Annotated in this window: 13 protein-coding genes, 3 tRNA genes and 2 pseudogenes; 5 read left to right on the forward strand and 13 right to left on the reverse strand. The window is 48.7% G+C overall.

Going from position 1 to position 16,824, the window contains the following annotated elements; genetic code table 11:
- Positions 1 to 39: 39 nt before the first annotated feature.
- The 7 genes and pseudogenes from H6G89_RS20685 to H6G89_RS20720 all read right to left on the reverse strand — a co-directional run bounded on the left by H6G89_RS20685 (position 40) and on the right by H6G89_RS20720 (position 5,967).
- Positions 40 to 1,680, reverse strand: coding sequence for a GMC family oxidoreductase (locus H6G89_RS20685; protein ID WP_190509914.1), 1,641 nt, complete (start codon positions 1,678 to 1,680; stop codon positions 40 to 42).
- 69 nt (positions 1,681 to 1,749) lie between these two features.
- Positions 1,750 to 2,193, reverse strand: a complete 444-nt coding sequence (locus H6G89_RS20690) for a cupin domain-containing protein (RefSeq protein ID WP_190509916.1) — start codon at positions 2,191 to 2,193, stop codon at positions 1,750 to 1,752.
- A gap of 13 nt (positions 2,194 to 2,206) precedes the next feature.
- On the reverse strand, positions 2,207 to 2,767 hold the full coding sequence (locus tag H6G89_RS20695; RefSeq protein WP_190509918.1) for a DsbA family protein: 561 nt from the start codon (positions 2,765 to 2,767) through the stop codon (positions 2,207 to 2,209).
- Positions 2,768 to 2,949: 182 nt separating this feature from the next.
- Positions 2,950 to 3,351, reverse strand: a pseudogene (locus H6G89_RS35155) (IS1 family transposase); the annotation flags it as partial.
- A gap of 243 nt (positions 3,352 to 3,594) precedes the next feature.
- Complete coding sequence (locus H6G89_RS20710) at positions 3,595 to 4,326, reverse strand: thermonuclease family protein (RefSeq protein WP_199336843.1); 732 nt, start codon at positions 4,324 to 4,326, stop codon at positions 3,595 to 3,597.
- Between the two features lie 228 nt (positions 4,327 to 4,554).
- Entirely contained in the window at positions 4,555 to 4,770 is a 216-nt protein-coding gene (locus H6G89_RS20715; RefSeq protein ID WP_190509924.1) for a hypothetical protein, read from the reverse strand.
- A 276-nt stretch (positions 4,771 to 5,046) separates the two neighbouring features.
- A complete protein-coding gene (locus H6G89_RS20720) occupies positions 5,047 to 5,967 on the reverse strand; it encodes an AraC family transcriptional regulator (protein WP_190509926.1) in 921 nt (306 codons plus the stop codon).
- A gap of 219 nt (positions 5,968 to 6,186) precedes the next feature.
- On the opposite strand from H6G89_RS20720, the gene H6G89_RS20725 reads away from it, so the two are divergent.
- Entirely contained in the window at positions 6,187 to 7,017 is an 831-nt protein-coding gene (locus H6G89_RS20725) for an oxidoreductase (protein ID WP_190509928.1), read from the forward strand.
- A gap of 524 nt (positions 7,018 to 7,541) precedes the next feature.
- Here the strand turns inward: H6G89_RS20725 and H6G89_RS20730 are convergent.
- The 4 genes from H6G89_RS20730 to H6G89_RS20745 all read right to left on the reverse strand — a co-directional run bounded on the left by H6G89_RS20730 (position 7,542) and on the right by H6G89_RS20745 (position 12,981).
- Positions 7,542 to 11,420: a two-partner secretion domain-containing protein gene (locus H6G89_RS20730; protein ID WP_190509930.1), complete on the reverse strand. Its 3,879-nt coding sequence runs from the start codon at positions 11,418 to 11,420 to the stop codon at positions 7,542 to 7,544.
- A gap of 91 nt (positions 11,421 to 11,511) precedes the next feature.
- The gene (locus tag H6G89_RS20735) at positions 11,512 to 11,751 is read right to left on the reverse strand and encodes a hypothetical protein (RefSeq protein ID WP_190509932.1); all 240 of its coding nucleotides are present in this window, start codon (positions 11,749 to 11,751) and stop codon (positions 11,512 to 11,514) included.
- Positions 11,699 to 12,079: a hypothetical protein gene (locus tag H6G89_RS20740; RefSeq protein WP_190509934.1), complete on the reverse strand. Its 381-nt coding sequence runs from the start codon at positions 12,077 to 12,079 to the stop codon at positions 11,699 to 11,701. The genes H6G89_RS20735 and H6G89_RS20740 overlap by 53 nt, the downstream gene beginning before the upstream one ends.
- Positions 12,080 to 12,468: 389 nt before the next feature.
- Positions 12,469 to 12,981 (reverse strand): MAPEG family protein, encoded by a 513-nt coding sequence (locus H6G89_RS20745; protein ID WP_190509936.1) that lies wholly within the window; start codon positions 12,979 to 12,981, stop codon positions 12,469 to 12,471.
- A 113-nt stretch (positions 12,982 to 13,094) separates the two neighbouring features.
- On the opposite strand from H6G89_RS20745, the gene H6G89_RS34515 reads away from it, so the two are divergent.
- The gene (locus H6G89_RS34515) at positions 13,095 to 14,018 is read left to right on the forward strand and encodes a helix-turn-helix transcriptional regulator (protein ID WP_199336844.1); all 924 of its coding nucleotides are present in this window, start codon (positions 13,095 to 13,097) and stop codon (positions 14,016 to 14,018) included.
- A gap of 48 nt (positions 14,019 to 14,066) precedes the next feature.
- Here H6G89_RS34515 and H6G89_RS20750 read toward each other — a convergent pair.
- Both H6G89_RS20750 and H6G89_RS20755 read right to left on the reverse strand, forming a co-directional pair.
- Positions 14,067 to 14,960: pseudogene (locus tag H6G89_RS20750) on the reverse strand (ISAzo13 family transposase); the annotation flags it as partial.
- Positions 14,961 to 14,989: 29 nt separating this feature from the next.
- Positions 14,990 to 15,298 carry a transposase gene (locus tag H6G89_RS20755; RefSeq protein ID WP_190509940.1) on the reverse strand — a complete coding sequence of 103 codons (309 nt, stop codon included), beginning with the start codon at positions 15,296 to 15,298 and terminating at the stop codon, positions 14,990 to 14,992.
- A gap of 833 nt (positions 15,299 to 16,131) precedes the next feature.
- On the opposite strand from H6G89_RS20755, the gene H6G89_RS20760 reads away from it, so the two are divergent.
- The 3 genes from H6G89_RS20760 to H6G89_RS20770 all read left to right on the forward strand — a co-directional run bounded on the left by H6G89_RS20760 (position 16,132) and on the right by H6G89_RS20770 (position 16,561).
- A tRNA-Arg gene (locus H6G89_RS20760) sits at positions 16,132 to 16,209 on the forward strand.
- A 5-nt stretch (positions 16,210 to 16,214) separates the two neighbouring features.
- Positions 16,215 to 16,305, forward strand: a tRNA-Ser gene (locus H6G89_RS20765).
- Positions 16,306 to 16,485: 180 nt separating this feature from the next.
- Positions 16,486 to 16,561: transfer RNA gene (locus tag H6G89_RS20770), tRNA-His, on the forward strand.
- Positions 16,562 to 16,824 lie beyond the last annotated feature (263 nt).

Raw genomic sequence — 16,824 nt, forward strand, 5'->3', positions numbered from 1 at the left:
GGGTCTGACGTTATGCCATTGTGTCTACAACTGCTGGTGTTAGGTTCTCGACAGAACTGAATGTAGGACAGGGCGATCGCTATTTGATTCGTCAACAACTGGATTCAGCACCATATCTGCACATTTTTCGCCAATCATGATGCATGGGATGTTTGTATTGGCGTTGATAATGGTAGGCATGATGCTGGCATCAGCAACTCGCAATCCTTGAATTCCGTGAACTTGCAAGCGATCGTTCACCACTGCCATTGCATCATTGCCCATTTTGCAGGTACCAACGGGATGATAGATGGTCTGGATGTTGTTGCGGATGAATTCTTTGATGTCTTCATCGCTTTGCACCGCTTTTCCTGGCAGAAATTCTTCGCCCCGATACTGGTCAAATGCAGGCGATGCGAGAATTTGCCGCCCTAACTTGACCCCTGCTACCAAAACATCCATTTCCGCTTCATCAGACAGATAATTTGGATCAATCCTGGGTGGCTCAGTTGGGTCAGCAGAACGTAGTTCCAGAAATCCTCGGCTTTTTGTACCGACAAGTCCGGGTAGTAGACTATAACCGTGTGGTTCAGGAGGGTTGCCCAACCCATGAAATACAAACCACCCTGGCACAAAATGATATTGCAATTCAGGTGCAGAGGAAGCCGCATTCACTTTCACCAGTCCGCCTGCCTCCACTAAGTTTGAGGTCAACAAGCCTGTGCGTTCTTCCACATATTGTCTGTACACTTGCCCTGAACCTGCACCACCCATTGTAATAGGTTGTGTGCAATGAACTGCGATCGGTACCAAGACATGATCCTGATAATTTTGCCCCACACCCGGTAGATGTGCCACAACATTGATGCCTAATGCTTCCAACTTTTCTTTATCACCGATACCAGACAGCATCAATAGTTGGGGTGAATTGATCGCGCCACCCGATAGGATGACTTCACAATTTGCTGAAACCGTATGTTCCTGACTGTCTTTGCGATACACCAAACCTGTGCAACGTGTGCCGTTGAATGTCAGTCGCAAGACTAGCGCATTCGTAATTGCAGTAAAGTTTTCGCGTTCCAGTGCAGGATAAAGGTAGGCGACTGCTGAACTGTGACGCATTCCATTCTTTTGCGTCACCTGATACAGCCCGAATCCTTCTTGAGACTCACCATTAAAGTCATCGTTGAACGGTAATCCTGCTTCGGCAGATGCTTGTACAAATGCTTGAGCCAACGGGTTTGGATCACGTAAATCAGCAACGTTAATGGCTCCACCAACGGCGTGATGTTCCGATGCACCCCGTTCGTTATGTTCTGATTTCAGGAAATACGGTTTCACATCATCCCAACCCCAACCCTCGTTGCCTAGCTCCTCCCAATGGTTATAATCGGCAGGATTGCCACGCATGTAGATCATGCCGTTCATTGAGCTTGAACCACCGAACGTTTTGCCGCGTGGCATGTAATCCGGTTTGTTGTTGCAATGCGCTTGTGGTTCGATCGCGTATGCCCAATCATCTGACGTTTGAAACAGGTGGGGATACAAAGCAGGAATGTGAATAGGTTGTGCGTCATCTGGGCTACCTGCTTCAACCAGTAAAACTCTGAACTTACCATTTTCTGAAAGGCGAGCGGCGACAGCACTACCTGCGGAGCCAGCACCCACAACGATGTAATCGTAATTTTGCTCTGTTGGCATGGCTCATTCTCCTTTCATGCAGATCGCATGAGTTATAAAATTTGTATTCATGAGTTTTGTCCTCAAAACCTAAACGTTATACATGGGTAGCTCTCCAGGCGCACCCAGAACTTCATCACCGATCGCGGTAGAAATAGATTCAAACAATTCCATATTCGGCATTTCTTTTTCATCCAGTGTTCCGACTGCTGCAATTAACCGCGCAAAGCCACTGGGTGCAGCAACCACTAATCCACGAGCAGGGCGATCGCCAGGAACAGCCACCACATGAGGTGTACTGGGAGAAATCAGGAAGCTTTCACCTACATTCAGCACAAGCTTTTCTTCCCCTGCCCAGACTGTGAATTCTCCTTCCAATACATAGAGTTGTTCGGAATAGCGGGTGTGGCGATGGGGAGGTGTTTGTGTGCCGGGAGGAAAGTAGCCTTCGATCAAGTCGTATTGACCTCCAGTTGTTGTGTGATCGGCAAGGATGTTCAGACGAGTACCAAATAGCCAGAGTGATTGTGACATGAGGTTATTCCTGTTAATGAATATTTGGAGTAACAATAGCTGCCATCAACCGTTCAATAGTCCAGCGATCGCAATAGCGAATGCCATTAATAAACGACGTTGGGGTATTAGTTACTCCACTTTGAATTCCGCTTTCAATGTCCTGATGAATGCGATCGAGATGGGCATGTTGACACAGATCTTGCAGAAATTGGCAGGTATCAAGTCCTAAATCATTGGCATACTCGATTAAATAGCCGTCGCCTAGCGTCCGTTGATGGATGAATAGACGGTCGTGCATCTGCCAAAATTGTCCTTGAAAAGTGGCTGCCTCAACTGCTTCAGCCGCACGTTGAGCCTGGGGATGAATTTGCCTTTGTGGAAAATGACGAAAGACAAAACACAAAAAATCCTCTCCAAGTGAAACAACGTGGTGTTGAATGGCTTTAATCAACCGATAAACGTCTGCACTTCGAGGATCTTGATAATCCCCGTACATGACCAACACCACAGTAGAATTGAGTACACCTTGAATGTGGTCATGTGTTGAAGGTAGAACGAGTAATGGATGATGTTTGCCATTCGTTGTTTGCATGAATTCAATATAGAAAACTAACCCCGAATAGTCGTCCACTCAGAGTTGAAAATTCTGTTCAATAAAGTGATTGATGAATCAAATCATCTCAAAATGGAGGGATGGCTCCAACTTAAGTTGGAGCCCAGATTCAATCTCAACTACAAACTGACAATCGGTAGTGTTCTAGACCTGTGGATCAGTCAAATGACTCGCACCAATTCGTATCGGTTAATAAACAGTCCAATCACAATGTCGTGTAACTGAACCGATTTGGAAAAACAAATCGTCTTACGCGCTAACCGCTTTATCCGTGTCCTCAACGTCAAATGCTTGCGTTCAATCTTCTGTGTGTTTGCTTTACCGACCGTGTGGTGATGTGAGTCAAGCAATCGTAAATAAGCACCCCATGCATCCGTGTAAAAGCGAGTTAACCCAAACGGTTGTAATAACGCTTTGAGCTTTACTCAAGCGTCATCCTCATGTGGTGCCAAACCATAAGCTAGCATCTGGCCGCTTCGATGCTCGATCGCAGACCACAACCAACGCTGTCGTTTCTTAGACCCGACAAAGCGACCCATTTCATCCATTTCAGCCTCCTCCACTCAAACAATCATCATGGGTTCTGATCTATTCTCTAACTGCTCAACAACGGTCAATTGACCGCTTTAATCGCGTGTTCTTTTTTTTAATTGCCTTAAATCCACAGGTCTGGAACACCACCGAATATGCCATAGCAACTGAAGTCAAGGGGGTAGATGCCTTCAGCCTCCATTATTAAAGATGTCAAATGGGTTCTATAAGTCACAGCATCTCCTGTTTGTGTGTTTTTGTTTTGCCCATCTCGATCACGGTAAGCTTTCACAGGCTATCCCATCGCGATCGCCATCCAGGCGATGAGGGTCACTGCGATCCCGTTCTAATATCCGCTGGGCTTCTGCTTGAGTTCTAAAGTCAGAGCAATTGAGATCCAGTCTGGGTATGGTCGGGAGAGGGGAGGGAGAGGGAGAAGGTCTAACTGAGGGGTGTGGAGAAGGGCGTGGAGAGGGGCTAACTGAAGGGGAAGGAGAGGGAGTACTGCCACCCTGCTGTCGTCTAAAATCCCACGGCATGACAGGGTTCGCCTCACTCCATAGCCCCCGTCTCTGCTGCCTTGCCTGGGCTTCTGCTTGCAGGTACAGATCATCGGTGTCAGGGCAACCGCTCAGATAATCCCGGTACACAGCGACTAACCCTTCTCGCACCAGGATCACTCCCACAGGCTCATTGCCCAGGAATACCTCACCGACTGTTCTCCCGTAGCGATCGATATCGACTACCCGCAGTTGCACGGCTTGACCCGGTGGCAAGAGTTGTCTGAGGCGAGCGGCGGCTCTATCACCCCACGGAACCTGGGCACGCTCTGGAGCATCTGTGCAAGCGATTCTCACGGTGATCACCTGTCCTCTATCCCTAACCCTCAACGTATCCCCATCTCCAGTTGAGACTACAGTAGGTAAGGCATTGGGGGGTTGAGTTTGAGCCAGAAGAGAAGCGTCAGAGCCTTCAGTCCATGAGTGAGCAGGAAGAAAAGCCGTCAAAGGAAGCAGAAATCCCCCCAAGAAAAGAAGAGGGAAGATTAGTTGATGGGGCGATTTTGGGAAGTTCATCACAATCTCTTTCAATCTCGATTAGAGAGTATGCTGTACTCCTTTGGTAACTCGGTTTGGCAGAGGACAGCATCGCTCAATTGTTCTTCTGTCAAGTTTTGGATATTGCTAAGGTCAGCACCCATGAGGTTAGTAGAGGTAAAGTCAGCACAGCTGCTATCAGTATGCGGTCAGTGAACCTTTGAAGTGCATCTTCTGAAGTGCATCTTCATTTTGGTTAGCTGGTGCAATCTCCCTCCCCTGCTGAGCTTTCTTCTGAGCCGTCTCCTTCTCCTGCTGAGCTTGCGTGTCTGAACGCTGCTCCGCCACTGTTGTAGCCACCATCTCAATAATGCGAATGATGCAGGTACTCCTATCAAACTCAGCACGTTCCACAACGTCTTTCCTGACTGCTCAGTGAGAGTCTTTATTGAATTGCCGTTGGGGTCAAGCGAAGGTGAGGGCAGTTCTGCCACGATTGTCACAGAATGAACTTGTAGCAGAGCCTCTCCATCAACTTGCTACTAGACTGGTAGTGGAATGATTTAGTTCCTGGGTTGCAACAAATGTTACATCTCAACGACAACTTGGATTGTTCCGGTGCAACAGAGTTGTTATGCAGCAAGCTACTCAATTTAACGTTAATCTCAGCGATCGCTGAACAGGTAGTCCTCAGGCAACTCGTAAACGTTCAATATCCTTTATGGGTGGCGCACCAAACATGCGGGAATATTCGCGGCTGAACTGAGAAGGGCTTTCATAACCCACCTGATATGCTGCACAAGTTGCATCTACATCTTCAGCTAGCATCAGACGACGGGCTTCCAATAACCGCAACTGCTTTTGATATTGCAACGGGCTCATTGAGGTCACTGCCTTAAAGTGCCGATGAAATGTTGCAGAAGACATCCTCGCTTGCTTTGCCAAATCATCCATGCTCAATGGCTCCGTAAACTCAGCTTTGATCTGTTTAATCACCTCTGCAATGCGCTGCATATGACTGCCAGAGGTCGCGATCTGCCAAACCGCTTCGCTCTGATCGCTCATCAAAAGGCGATAGTAGAGTTCGCGAATTATCATTGGTGCCAGGAATGGAATATCCTGGGGCGTGTCCAGAAGCCGTGTGAGTCGGGTAGCACAATCAATCAACGGGGCATTGGCATCGCTCACGAATAAGCCCCTGACTAAACTTTCTTTTTGATCTGAACCGCGCTGGAGTTGGTCGATAATATCCCAAAGCCCAGTCGCGTCCAGGCTGAGCTTAAAGCAGAGATACGGCTTATCCGGTGTCGCTTCGACAATGTTTCCACTAAGCGGCAGATCGACTGTGACAACAATGTATTGAGCCGCACTGTAGCGATAGGTTTCCTTACCCAGTAAAGTTTCTTTTCTACCCTGAAGAATAATGCAAAGCGTCGGTTCGTACACAGCGCGGAGGACAGTAGGAGCCACCGATTCCCGCATAAATTCTAACTGAGCGATCGCCGTTGAATGAATACCATTCCCCTTGCCATCCGTGTGGCGAGTCACTAATTCCGCCAGTTTCTGACAAGCATCAATTGTGGTTTCGTGCTTTAGAAATTCGTCTACCATACCAGATCCTCGTCAACGCTGAGCAGCGGGTTGTGAGACATCCCTTCCATTGTTTTGTTGCGCCTATTATAGGGGATTCTTTTGAGCACCATTCTGCTGTTTGAGAAAATTAGGCAATAACCTGAAAAGTTTATGTATTTAGAACCTTTTCTCCAAACTCTATGATGAGCCCATGCCAGAAAGGCAATGAAAGGATAAGGCAATAAAGGAGATAGAAAAATGACTCAGAAGACATGGTTCGTTACAGGTGCTTCTCGTGGAATTGGAGCCGAAATCGCGATCGCCGTTTTGGCAGCAGGAGATCAATTAATTGCGACCGCTCGCAAAAAGACCGATTTACAACAGTTTGAGTCAAACCCGAATGTGTTGACGCTGAGCCTGGATGTTACCGACGAGGCTCAAGTGCAAGCGGCAGTTGCAGCAGGACTGGAACGCTTTGGACAAATCGATGTGTTAGTCAACAATGCAGGATTCGGGATACTGGGCGGTATCGAGGAAACCAGTGCTCAAGAGGTTGAGCGAGTCTATCGCACAAATGTTTTTGGACTGTTGAATGTGATCCGCGCTGTGTTGCCCAGTATGCGCCAGCACCGCTCTGGACACATTATTAACCTATCGTCAATTGGGGGCTATCGCTCCGCTCCAGGGTGGGGCGTCTACTCCTCAACCAAGTTTGCTGTTGAAGGCATTACCGAAGCTCTCCATGATGAGTTAGCTCCTCTGGGCATCCACGCAACTGTGGTCGAGCCAGGATACTTCCGGACTAATTTTCTCGACGGTAGTTCGCTCCAGCGCACGGCAATAGAAATTCCCGATTACGCAGAGACGGTCGGTAAAGTTCGTAAACTCGCCTCTGACCTGAGCTATCAACAACCGGGAGATCCCATCAAACTTGCCCAAGCAATGCTCCAACTCGCGAATGCGGATACTCCACCGCTCCGGTTGCCTCTCGGCACAGACACCCTTCAAGCCATTGCCCAGAAGAACGCTTACGTCGAGCAAGAAACGGAACAATGGCGTACTCTGGCTGAATCGACTGATTACAGGTAGTGGATGCATGAGCGTGGGACTGAGCAGTAAAACTGGCGCAATTTGTAAATCAGTTGTGCACTTCATAAACCTTTGAAGCTCTTATTAGATGATGTTCCAAACCTGTTGATAGACTCTGTAAGCACCCTCTATAGTCCCCCTTGAAAGGCTACGGTGTACACATAAGTCCTCTCAAACCCTAAACCCCCCAGTCTTAGCGAACTTCGAGCCTTTGCTAAGGACTTGACCCGATTAGAAACACCCGTACTTGGAACCGATGCGAAGCGCGCTTTTGGGTAAATCGAAATACCTTCTGCTGGAGGGTTTGGGGGAGAACCCTCTAATGCCTGGTGTTCAAACCTTGAAACAACCCTGCATCGAATTTGGGCGCAAGCCCAGACCTGTGTACACAGTAGCCTGGTAAGGGGGACGGCGACAGCCGGGGGTCAGTAGTAACAAATCTGAAACACTATCGAATGAAGATGAATCTTGGCTGATTTAAGCTGAATAAGTGCTTGGTCAAGTTGAAATTGATTCTTGAGGTGTTATCTTCTGTTGCTACAGGCGATCGCCCCATTTGACATACGTTGAACTGTTGAGTGAGGTGTGTTGGCAACTAATACAACTTCTCCACTAGAACTCATTAACCACTGCGTTGCTTCAGTGATTTCAGAGTTAGATATGCGATTATTGTCCTGTAATCTCTGACTCTGATCGTTCAACGGCTGATGATTGTTGTCTCTTTCATAGTTCGGTGATGGTACAACTAACCTGCGGCGATCGCTCCATCGGGCATCATCATCGAGTTGTTGTTCGGGTGTGGGAGGTAAGCCACCGCGACCTGTAATGACAAAGGAATTGTCCTCATTCGCAGGACACTCTTGAGCGATAAGTTGAGAGGCATCCGCTACATCCGTTGGTAACGCTAATAACCCAACCGTCGGATCAACGGTTGCGGTTGTGACATCCACTGTGCCGGGTAAAGCAGACGTTGCGCCAGTAGCGGTGATGTCGCTTAAGGGGGTGGACGTCGAACTCGGTTGGATGCCATAAAGGGCGATCGCCTCAATGCTGACATTGCCCCCTCTAAAGTCTTCAGAGTTGGCACTGATGTTGCTATCCTCGTTGGGTACTGCCACCAGGAATCGCGTATCAATTCCAATGTTGCCACCGGGAATGTTCCTACCAGTGGCATTGGTGGTGATGTTGCTGCCGTTGCGTAAGACGATGAGGGGCGATCGCAAACTAACATTCCCGCCACCGCCTGAGGTGTCTGCCCGGATTCTGCCTCCGTTGTCTAGAAAGATGCGATCGGCATCGACAAACAGAGAACCTGCACTACCTCTGCCCGAACTGCTAACGGTCACTTGAGCCTGGTTTTGGATGTTGAGGGTTGCGGTTTGCAGGGTTAAGTTCCCCCCGACTCCTCTACCGCTAGTCTCGGCGGAGATGACAGAGCCATTGCCAGTTAAGGTAATGGAATCTGGAGCCGTAATGGTGAGCCGACCCCCACGACCACTACTGGCAGTCGAGGCAGAGATTTGGGCACCAGCACTTAGTTCTACCCGCACAGCTTGCCCATTGCCACGCGATTGAATCGTTAAATTCCCGGCATTTCCAGTGCTGGTTGTGCCCGCAAACAGACCACTGGTTCTTCCCGATAGCTGAAGAAGTGGCGTATTGAGGGTGATGTTACCCGCCTGACCGTTCCTCAATGTTGTGGTGACCAGTTGTCCACCCCCGTTTAAGCTCACTCTGTCAGTGCTAATTGTGATATTACCTGCATTGCCATTTCCAGTGGTGGAGGCAATCAGTTGAGCATGATTGAGAACTGAGAGCGATCGCGCCTCAACATTAATATTGCCGCCCCGGCCCACTGCACTTTGCTCAACGGTACTAATCGCATCGCCATCATCAAACAAGGCCGTATCATTTGCTCGAATACGGATATTCCCAGCATTGCCTTGTCCCTGTGTATTCGTATTGATTCTCCCTCGGTCGGAAACAGCGAGTGAACCCGTTCTGATAATGACATCTCCCCCGTTTCCGACCGATCCTAATGTCGCTGAAGTAACCACCCCACTAGGTTCATCAGGACGAGTCGGGGCTGTGCCACGAATCTGTACAGTATCCCGCGCAACAATCGTGACGCGACCAGCATTGCCTTGACCCTGTGTGGCAGTATTCACAGCACCTCCGTTGGTCAAAAACAGTGACCCCGTTGTGATAGTCACATCTCCGCCTCGACCCGTACCTCTAAACCTCAATTCACTGCCTGGGGGACCCACAGATCCTGAATTTACTTGTGTGTAGATCGTGCTGTTGAGTGTGAAGAGAAGGTTTTCGTTTCCACGTCCGTTGGGGTTTTCCCCATCCAGAGAGACAACATCGCGGGCATTAATCGTCACATTGCCTGCATTCCCGCTTCCACGGGTATTGGAGAACATCCGCGCACCATTGGCAATGAAAAGCGATCCCGTCGTGATGTTGATGTTGCCACCGTTACCGTCACCAAACGTGCTAGTTTCTAGCTGAGTACGAGAGTCCGGAAGGCCAGCGGAATTCCTAAAAAGAACGGTGTCGCGGGCATTAATCGTGATATCGCCTGCATCTTCCTGCCCAACCGTGGTGGAATTGACCCTAGCCCCATTCGTGACAGAAAACAATCCTGTTGTGATGTTGATGCCACCACTATTACCAATGCTTTCTGAAAATACAGAATTGGATAGACGACTGGGAAACCCACCAATATTTCGACCCTCTACAGAAACCGTATCACGGGCATTGATATTCAGACTACCGACATCTCCACGTCCGAACGTAAAGGCAACCACTCTACCGGAATTGCGGAGAAAAAGTGATCCCGTCGTGATGTTGATGTCGCCAGCGTTACCAACCCCCTCTGGTACCACTCTAAGGTCCACCGTAGCGTTATCGATAGAGATGCGCTCACCTGCTGTGAGGTTGATATTGCCGATCGCCCCCTCTCCTTCCAAGGCTGCTACCAAATTGCTACTATCACCAAACGTGATAGATCCCGTAGCATTCAGATCCAAATCTCCGGTTTGAGCATCAGGTAAACGCAAATTATTGGGAATGCCGCCTCGCAGTAAACTTCTGGTGATATCAATATTTCGGGCAACAATGCTCATACTGCCATTTGCCCTTCTCACGTCAATGCCACTATTTCTTAAGGTGACATCGGCTCGCGTTACCGGATTGGGGAAACTCAAATTTATGCGATCGCCATTCACATTCAGCCCGACAGTGCCTGAGTTGGCAATACCGCCTAACTCGACTCGACCCCCTAAAGCCTGCAAATTTGATCTCTCAAGTGTGACATTGCCACCCACCAGCGCGATTGTTCTGCCCGGTTGCACCTGAAAATAGGATTGAGGGACGAGAGTAATCACATAAGGACCGCGATCATTAACACGGCTCGTATTCCAACTACTTAAAGGCAAACCTGCTCCAGGCCCGTTTGGCTCCTCTAACTGACTGAAGATCCTACCTTCTGAACTAAGGGGCGCGTTAAACTGGCTGGAAATGCCCAAGTAGTAGGTGCCGGAAACCGCAGGGATGATGGGGGCGTCTAAGGGGAGAGCCGATTGAAGGGTGTTAGAACTGTCATCGTTGGTGAGCAAGCCCACGCCCCTGCTATCAAATAAAAACAACTGAGTATCAACGTTCGTGCCACTCACCGTACTTGCTTGGAATGGCACTCCTTGTCTCAAATACAGTTGGTACAGGTCAACATCGTTGTCATAGTTCAAATTGCCGGCGATCGCATTAAACCGCGTTCCATCCGCTGCATCGATCGGTTGGGCTGTATCCAGCAACTGACCCGCATCGCCGATTTCAGTAACGGGATTCTCAGGAGTGCCCTGCATCACAATGTCACCTTGCTGACCATTGAACTGCAATCCAATTGGCACACTAATCGTTAGCAGAGGAGAGGCTGAGGGATTGATCGCACTAAACTCAGTTCCATCCGCAAACTGGATGCTGCTGGCTGTGCTGGCTACCAATGAACCACCAATGTTTAAGCTGGCATTGGGACCAAAGATGATCCCATTCGGGTTAAGCAAAAATAGATTGGCAGTGCCATTGGCTCGAATCACACCGTCGATATTTGAGATTGACCGACCCGTAACGCGGCTGAAAATGTTTTGCACATCCGCTGCATTGTTGAAGTAGGCAGACCCACCTGTCGGCACTGAGAACTGGCTAAAGCTGTGGAAGAGATTGCCCCCTCGTCTGGCTCCCCCATCAATCTGAAAGTTGGGATTCCCTGAAATTTGCGATCGCTCTCCTTGAGGCAATGTGTCATCAGGCACAACTTGAGCAGCGATCGGTGGAGTACACAGCAGCCCACCCATGATCAGGCTCGTTACAAACCATATTCTTCGATGCAATCGGCTCATGGTTGTATCCTCAGAACTGGTATGAAAACTACCCGCCATGACAGAAAGTTACCGCCAAGATCCCAAAACTTCTAGAGTTTTCGATCACATCTTATGCTTGAATCACAACATCGGTTGCAGTTAAGCCTAAAGCCCCATTCAGTGTGGCGAAGTAGAACCCAGAACCAGAGTCTGTTAGGGAGTATGATGATCCTCTCCTGTGGTGAGCATCATCTGCCGAAGTGCCTGTCCTTGTCAAGCGATCGCCCTGACGCCCAACTAGCTCTTTCTGCCATGAGCTAGAACGATACCCGCACTTCAGCAACAACGCGGCGATCGCTTCCAGCTTCATTAGTCTGTAAGCTAATGCTCAACTCGTCTGTCAAGTCAGTATAGCCCGCAAACTCCACAGGCTCAGCAAACAGAGTCAATGGATCAGCAAAGTCAGACGAGGTCGCAATGGGCAGAACAACGCGGCGTTCAATCCGCCAATCTTGCCCTTCGATGGGCAGTAGAGTAGCACCATCGCGAATGATAAAGGGTTGGCTATTTGATGGTTCGGTTGTGGATGAGTCAAGGGTAACCCCTGAGGAAGGTGCTTCTGTGGCGATCGCGGGTGCAGTCATGACTCCAATACCAACGAGGGCAATAGAGATAGCTGTTAAAGAAGATAATTTCATGGTGTCAAGCTCCATTGTTGTAGAGGGTGGTAGGAATGTGTGGTTCTACTACCACCTATTCCTGAGATGAGGGAAGCTATGCAACAATTCGCTTGCAATCAAAATGAACATGCTCAATAGTAGGAAGAGCGAGGTTGAGGATGGATTGTGGGAGTCGATTGTGAGAGCCTTTGGAGGGGATGCTGAGCTTCAAAGATAGTGCTTTTGTCCGCACCACTGAATTCACTATTTCTGAGTGATTTGAGAACAGCGATCGCCCTAAACAAAGTCTCTTATGCCACAGCAAGGCGATAACCAGATGCGATATTGCGACTCAAACAAAATGGGCGATCGCCCATTAGCAAAGATGAATTATGTAAGTTCATAGAAAGCACAATACTATCAAAAGGTCATAGTCGGATCAGCCCTTGAACACCATAGTAGAGGCAAGCAACGCTGCCGATGATGTAAACAAACCAGGTTAGAAAGAAACCTGTAGCACGACTGATGGATGGACCGTACTTGGTCATCAATCCATAGGCATGGGCAATTCGAGCGATCGTGAGTACCCCACCTAACAACCAGATTAACCAACTTTGCGCCTGCATCAATTCCAGCACGACCAGAAACAGCAATCCCTGCGGAACATACTCGGCAAAATTGCTATGTGCTCGGACTTTACGCTGTAGTGCCCCCGCATCTATTTTGCTTTTTTCCAGTTGTTGTTGCGTCAATCGTTCGATTGTTAATACCCAGGGACTGGGATTAGTCAGTGGATCAGTCTGCATCACAACATCGTCTTTGGATTCCCCATGCCAGACTCGTGTTTTGACTCGCTCCGATGCGGCAATGTAGGAGAGGACAAAGGCAAGCAATCCATTTAACCCCACGAAAAGGGTTGAAATCGGCACTAAATCAGTCATGATGGATGAAAAGTAGACGTCATCGTTAAGGGATGCTATTCACCTTACGGAAGTCTCCTGCTGTTGTCTTTTCAATTCTTGAGGGTGAACTTTTCATCCGTTAGGAGCGGCAAATGAGTGAGTTAGTCGAGCGTGTTTTTCCAGCAGGCGATCGCAGAATTCCCTTGGATCACACTCCTCTTAACCAGTTGCCAACCTGGGGGCACTGGCTAGAAACGCCTCATTTGACTGCTGCAATGCTCACACCAGGACAGCTAGAAGTGAATCTGTTGGCTCCGTTTGAATTTATTTCAACTCGGTTTCAGCCGGGTCATGGCATTGCCGCTTTTGACTCTGACAAGCTAATCCCCTATCACGCCATCCCAGGAGGCTATGATGTCGTTCCTCAGGGCAGCACATATCGCTCCATTGAAACGGCGGGTTGCTGCATCCTCCTGGCATACAAGCAGCCTCTTGCATCGCGGATTATGGCTGAATACACCGATGAAGCAACCGTTGAGCTAGTGCCAGGGCAAATTCAGCCCAGCACCAAAGGAACAAAACTGGCTCAAGCTCTACACGCCTTCTTTACCGATGCTCACCACTGGGGCGGTTCCTTGTATTTGGAGTCCCTTGCCACCCTGATTATGGGACACGTCATCCAGAACCGATCTACCGTCTCTAAACGGTTGAAACGAGTTCCAGATTACTTAACAGCCAAGCAGTTAAAAACCGTGCTTGAGTATATTGAGGCTCATTCAAGCAGTGATTTGAGACTTTATCAGATTGCTCATCATGTTGGCGTGAGTCCCTATTACCTGGCTCATACTTTCAAAGGTACGACGGGATTATCGCCCTACCAATATGTTTTACGCTGTCGGATAGAGCAAGCGCAACACTTACTCAGAAATAGCCAAATGTCTATCGCCGCGATCGCCTATGAAGTTGGCTTTGGTAGTCAAAGCCACATGACCACAGTATTTCGTAGAACTCTGAACATCACACCAGGGCAGTATCGCCAACAGGTTAATCAACAGACGCAGCGTAAGGGCTTGTAAATAAATAAGTTCATGCTTTTTGGGGATTTGAGTGCGAGGATGGAGAATGTAATTCCAGTGCTGACAAATCTTGCGATGAGTGAGTTTGAGTGCCGCCATTTCCTCGTCTGAAACTTTGACTTTAGTGGGATAGCGACCCTTGAGTTGGCAGGCTTTGACCGTTAACCCGGTTTGAGTTGTTGTGCCTCGAATCAGAGCCGTCATCCGATTGAGGGAACGTAACGGTTTGCCTGCCCAATTGAGCGAAATAAAACTGAACAAACGATGCTCAATCGGATTCCACCTGGAAGCACCAGATGGATAATGGCAAACCATCACCTCAATTCCATAGCGGTCTGCTAATTGCTGTTGCAGTTGACGCTTCCAGTTACGAACCCGGTAACCGTTGCTCCCCCCGGAATCACACAGGATCAACAACTTGCTTTCATCAGCAAAGCGAGGACGGTCTTTGCGTTCAAACCATCGCTCAATGGCATCGACTGCAAAAGCGGTTGTATCACCGGATGTGCCAATATAAACAAAGCCCTGATTATGCACTAGATCATAAATCCCATAGGGCACTGCTTTGGCAATGGCATCTTGAGGAAATTCATGGTCATTGACGGCTTCAGCCTGCCCAGTCCAGGTTTGCCCTGCATTTTTGAAGTTACCAATCAGTTCCTTCTTCTTGGTATCAACACTGATGACCGGATGCCCTGATTGGATAAATCGTTGCTTGACTCGACGAATGTAGCGGAACGGCGGATCTCGCTCTGGGTGTTGAGTGGTCGCCACCGATTTGCGGTTGGACTTGAGTGAATAACCCTGCTGCTTGAGCAATCGTCGAATGCTGCTATGACTCAGCAGAAACCCGATGCCCAGCAAACTAGCTTTGATGCGACGCAAACTCTGACGAATCCATTTGCCTGCTCCGCATGGGTCTCCTGCTGTTTCTGTTTCCACGGTCGCTTGTAATGCCTGTTCGACTCCAGCTAGTTTTTTTCTATCCGTTTGCGCCCACCTCCAGCCACTCGAACTCGCTCAACGGGTCGATTGGCTAACCCCCCATCAAGTTCCCGTCGTCCCCGTCGAATCGTATTGATGTCCAATCCCGTGATCTCGCTTAAGCGTTGCGTTCCCCCATGTCCTAGCCGTTTCGCTTCTAACGCTGCCATCCATCGTCGTTGCTGTTCATTCAATCGACTCATCAACAGATTCAGTTGTTCATAGTGCGACTGAGTCGGTTCCTTTCCCTCCTGGCACTCCCAACACTGGCACTGATGAATGATTTGGCTCCCCATCCAGGTACTCCGGGTCTGATAGTTAACCTCTTAAGTCTAATCCTAAAGCCATGAAGTTATTTCTTGACAAGCTCTGGTGTATCTAGTGACGAAGCCTCACTCAAAACGACCCAGTTTTGGCATAGTGACCAATGGCGATGAGATGCTGTTTGTGAAACAGATGCAACAAGAGCAACGGCTGTATGGTCTGACCTGTAATCACACATTATTCATTTTGTTGCGCGTGTCCGAAGGGATCAGCTACGCTACACGCCCTAAAGGTTGCTCGAATATTTGACATAGATAATAGCGGGGAACTGTTTCGCACTGCACCGAGTTCTTGATCTACAAGTTGTGGTAGATGAGCGAAGTCTACATTTCCTCTCCGGCATAGTGGGCAAGTTCCCTATGGGAGAGCGATACAAGCATTTCCTGACAGTCGTGCTCTCCCGTCTCAAAAAAAGTTTAGTACCCTCTTGACGTCCGTAGTATGTTGTATTATGTTTGTAGCATAACGTGAGCCATAGAGAAGCCAATCCAATGAACACTCTCTCCCTTACTAAAAACAGTTCTCCTTTGAGGCTTTTAGAGTTATTAAAAAATCATTACTCCGACACTTCTACGCTACTTCTACACCACTTCAAGACGAGTTAATAAATCAGGACAATCTATCTCTTGTTCAACACATACAAGCACTCCGCTAATTTCAGAAAATCTATTATCTGGAACGGCATTGCTTTCTCTAATTGCACAGCCTAACTAATCTCCAGGTCGCCATTGGCAAGGCAAACTGTTTGCTAAACAGTCGTGGTTTCATCGCCACTGTAGGTTCAATTCCTGCTCGCTCCGCCTTTGAGAACGTGGTGTAACTGGATGAACACATCGGTCTACGAAACCGAAGAATGAAGGTTCAATTCCTTCCGTTCTCGCCAAACAGGGAGGTTGTCCGGCACGGACGAGGAAAGCGTCTTGAAAACGCCTGCGGGTGAAATATACCGTCAAGAGTTCGATTCTCCTAGCCTCCGCCAAAATTTGAACTGTTTGGGAAGTTGGTGAAGCTGGTGCTCACGTGCCGAAGACGGCGAGAGGGCGGTTCGCTCGCGTAGCACTCCGAAGGAATCCCGTCACTTCCCACTCATTGCTCCGTCGTTCAGTAGCAGTAGCGACCCCTTGCAGGGATCTGCAAATCAGCACAGATCAACTTTATGGTGTCTAAAGTCGAAGTGGTCGAGACACTTGCCTGTGAAGCAAGGCATTAGCAGGGTTCAAGTCCCGCTAGACACCCCTTATGGGAACTGCGCCTGTAGGCAGCAATGGGGTGATAGCTCAATCAGCAGAGTGTCTGAATGTATCAACCGCTTTTCTAACTTGTGCGGAATCGCAAATTCAATCTGCACTTCGTGCCCTAACTGAAAAAGCTTACATACTCGCCTAATGGATAAGGCACTTGACTTGAGATCAGGCTACTACAGGTTCATTATGTTCCCTACCGAGGGTTTGTCCTGCTTGCTCGAATTTAGTATAGTCAACGGAAAATCCTTGAAAGC

It is taken from the genome of Oscillatoria sp. FACHB-1407, assembly GCF_014697545.1.
In the GTDB taxonomy this organism is placed as follows: domain Bacteria; phylum Cyanobacteriota; class Cyanobacteriia; order Elainellales; family Elainellaceae; genus FACHB-1407.

What these genes read in the sequence shown, in the direction of transcription:
- H6G89_RS20735 (WP_190509932.1), bottom strand. Translation starts at nt 11,751, where the DNA reads ATGAAGCTGGAAGCGATCGCCGCGTTGTTGCTGAAGTGCGGGTATCGT.
- H6G89_RS20720 (WP_190509926.1), bottom strand. Translation starts at nt 5,967, where the DNA reads ATGGTAGACGAATTTCTAAAGCACGAAACCACAATTGATGCTTGTCAG.
- H6G89_RS20690 (WP_190509916.1), bottom strand. Translation starts at nt 2,193, where the DNA reads ATGTCACAATCACTCTGGCTATTTGGTACTCGTCTGAACATCCTTGCC.
- H6G89_RS34515 (WP_199336844.1), top strand. Translation starts at nt 13,095, where the DNA reads ATGAGTGAGTTAGTCGAGCGTGTTTTTCCAGCAGGCGATCGCAGAATT.
- H6G89_RS20725 (WP_190509928.1), top strand. Translation starts at nt 6,187, where the DNA reads ATGACTCAGAAGACATGGTTCGTTACAGGTGCTTCTCGTGGAATTGGA.
- H6G89_RS20730 (WP_190509930.1), bottom strand. Translation starts at nt 11,420, where the DNA reads ATGAGCCGATTGCATCGAAGAATATGGTTTGTAACGAGCCTGATCATG.
- H6G89_RS20740 (WP_190509934.1), bottom strand. Translation starts at nt 12,079, where the DNA reads ATGAAATTATCTTCTTTAACAGCTATCTCTATTGCCCTCGTTGGTATT.
- H6G89_RS20685 (WP_190509914.1), bottom strand. Translation starts at nt 1,680, where the DNA reads ATGCCAACAGAGCAAAATTACGATTACATCGTTGTGGGTGCTGGCTCC.
- H6G89_RS20745 (WP_190509936.1), bottom strand. Translation starts at nt 12,981, where the DNA reads ATGACTGATTTAGTGCCGATTTCAACCCTTTTCGTGGGGTTAAATGGA.
- H6G89_RS20755 (WP_190509940.1), bottom strand. Translation starts at nt 15,298, where the DNA reads ATGGGGAGCCAAATCATTCATCAGTGCCAGTGTTGGGAGTGCCAGGAG.
- H6G89_RS20695 (WP_190509918.1), bottom strand. Translation starts at nt 2,767, where the DNA reads ATGCAAACAACGAATGGCAAACATCATCCATTACTCGTTCTACCTTCA.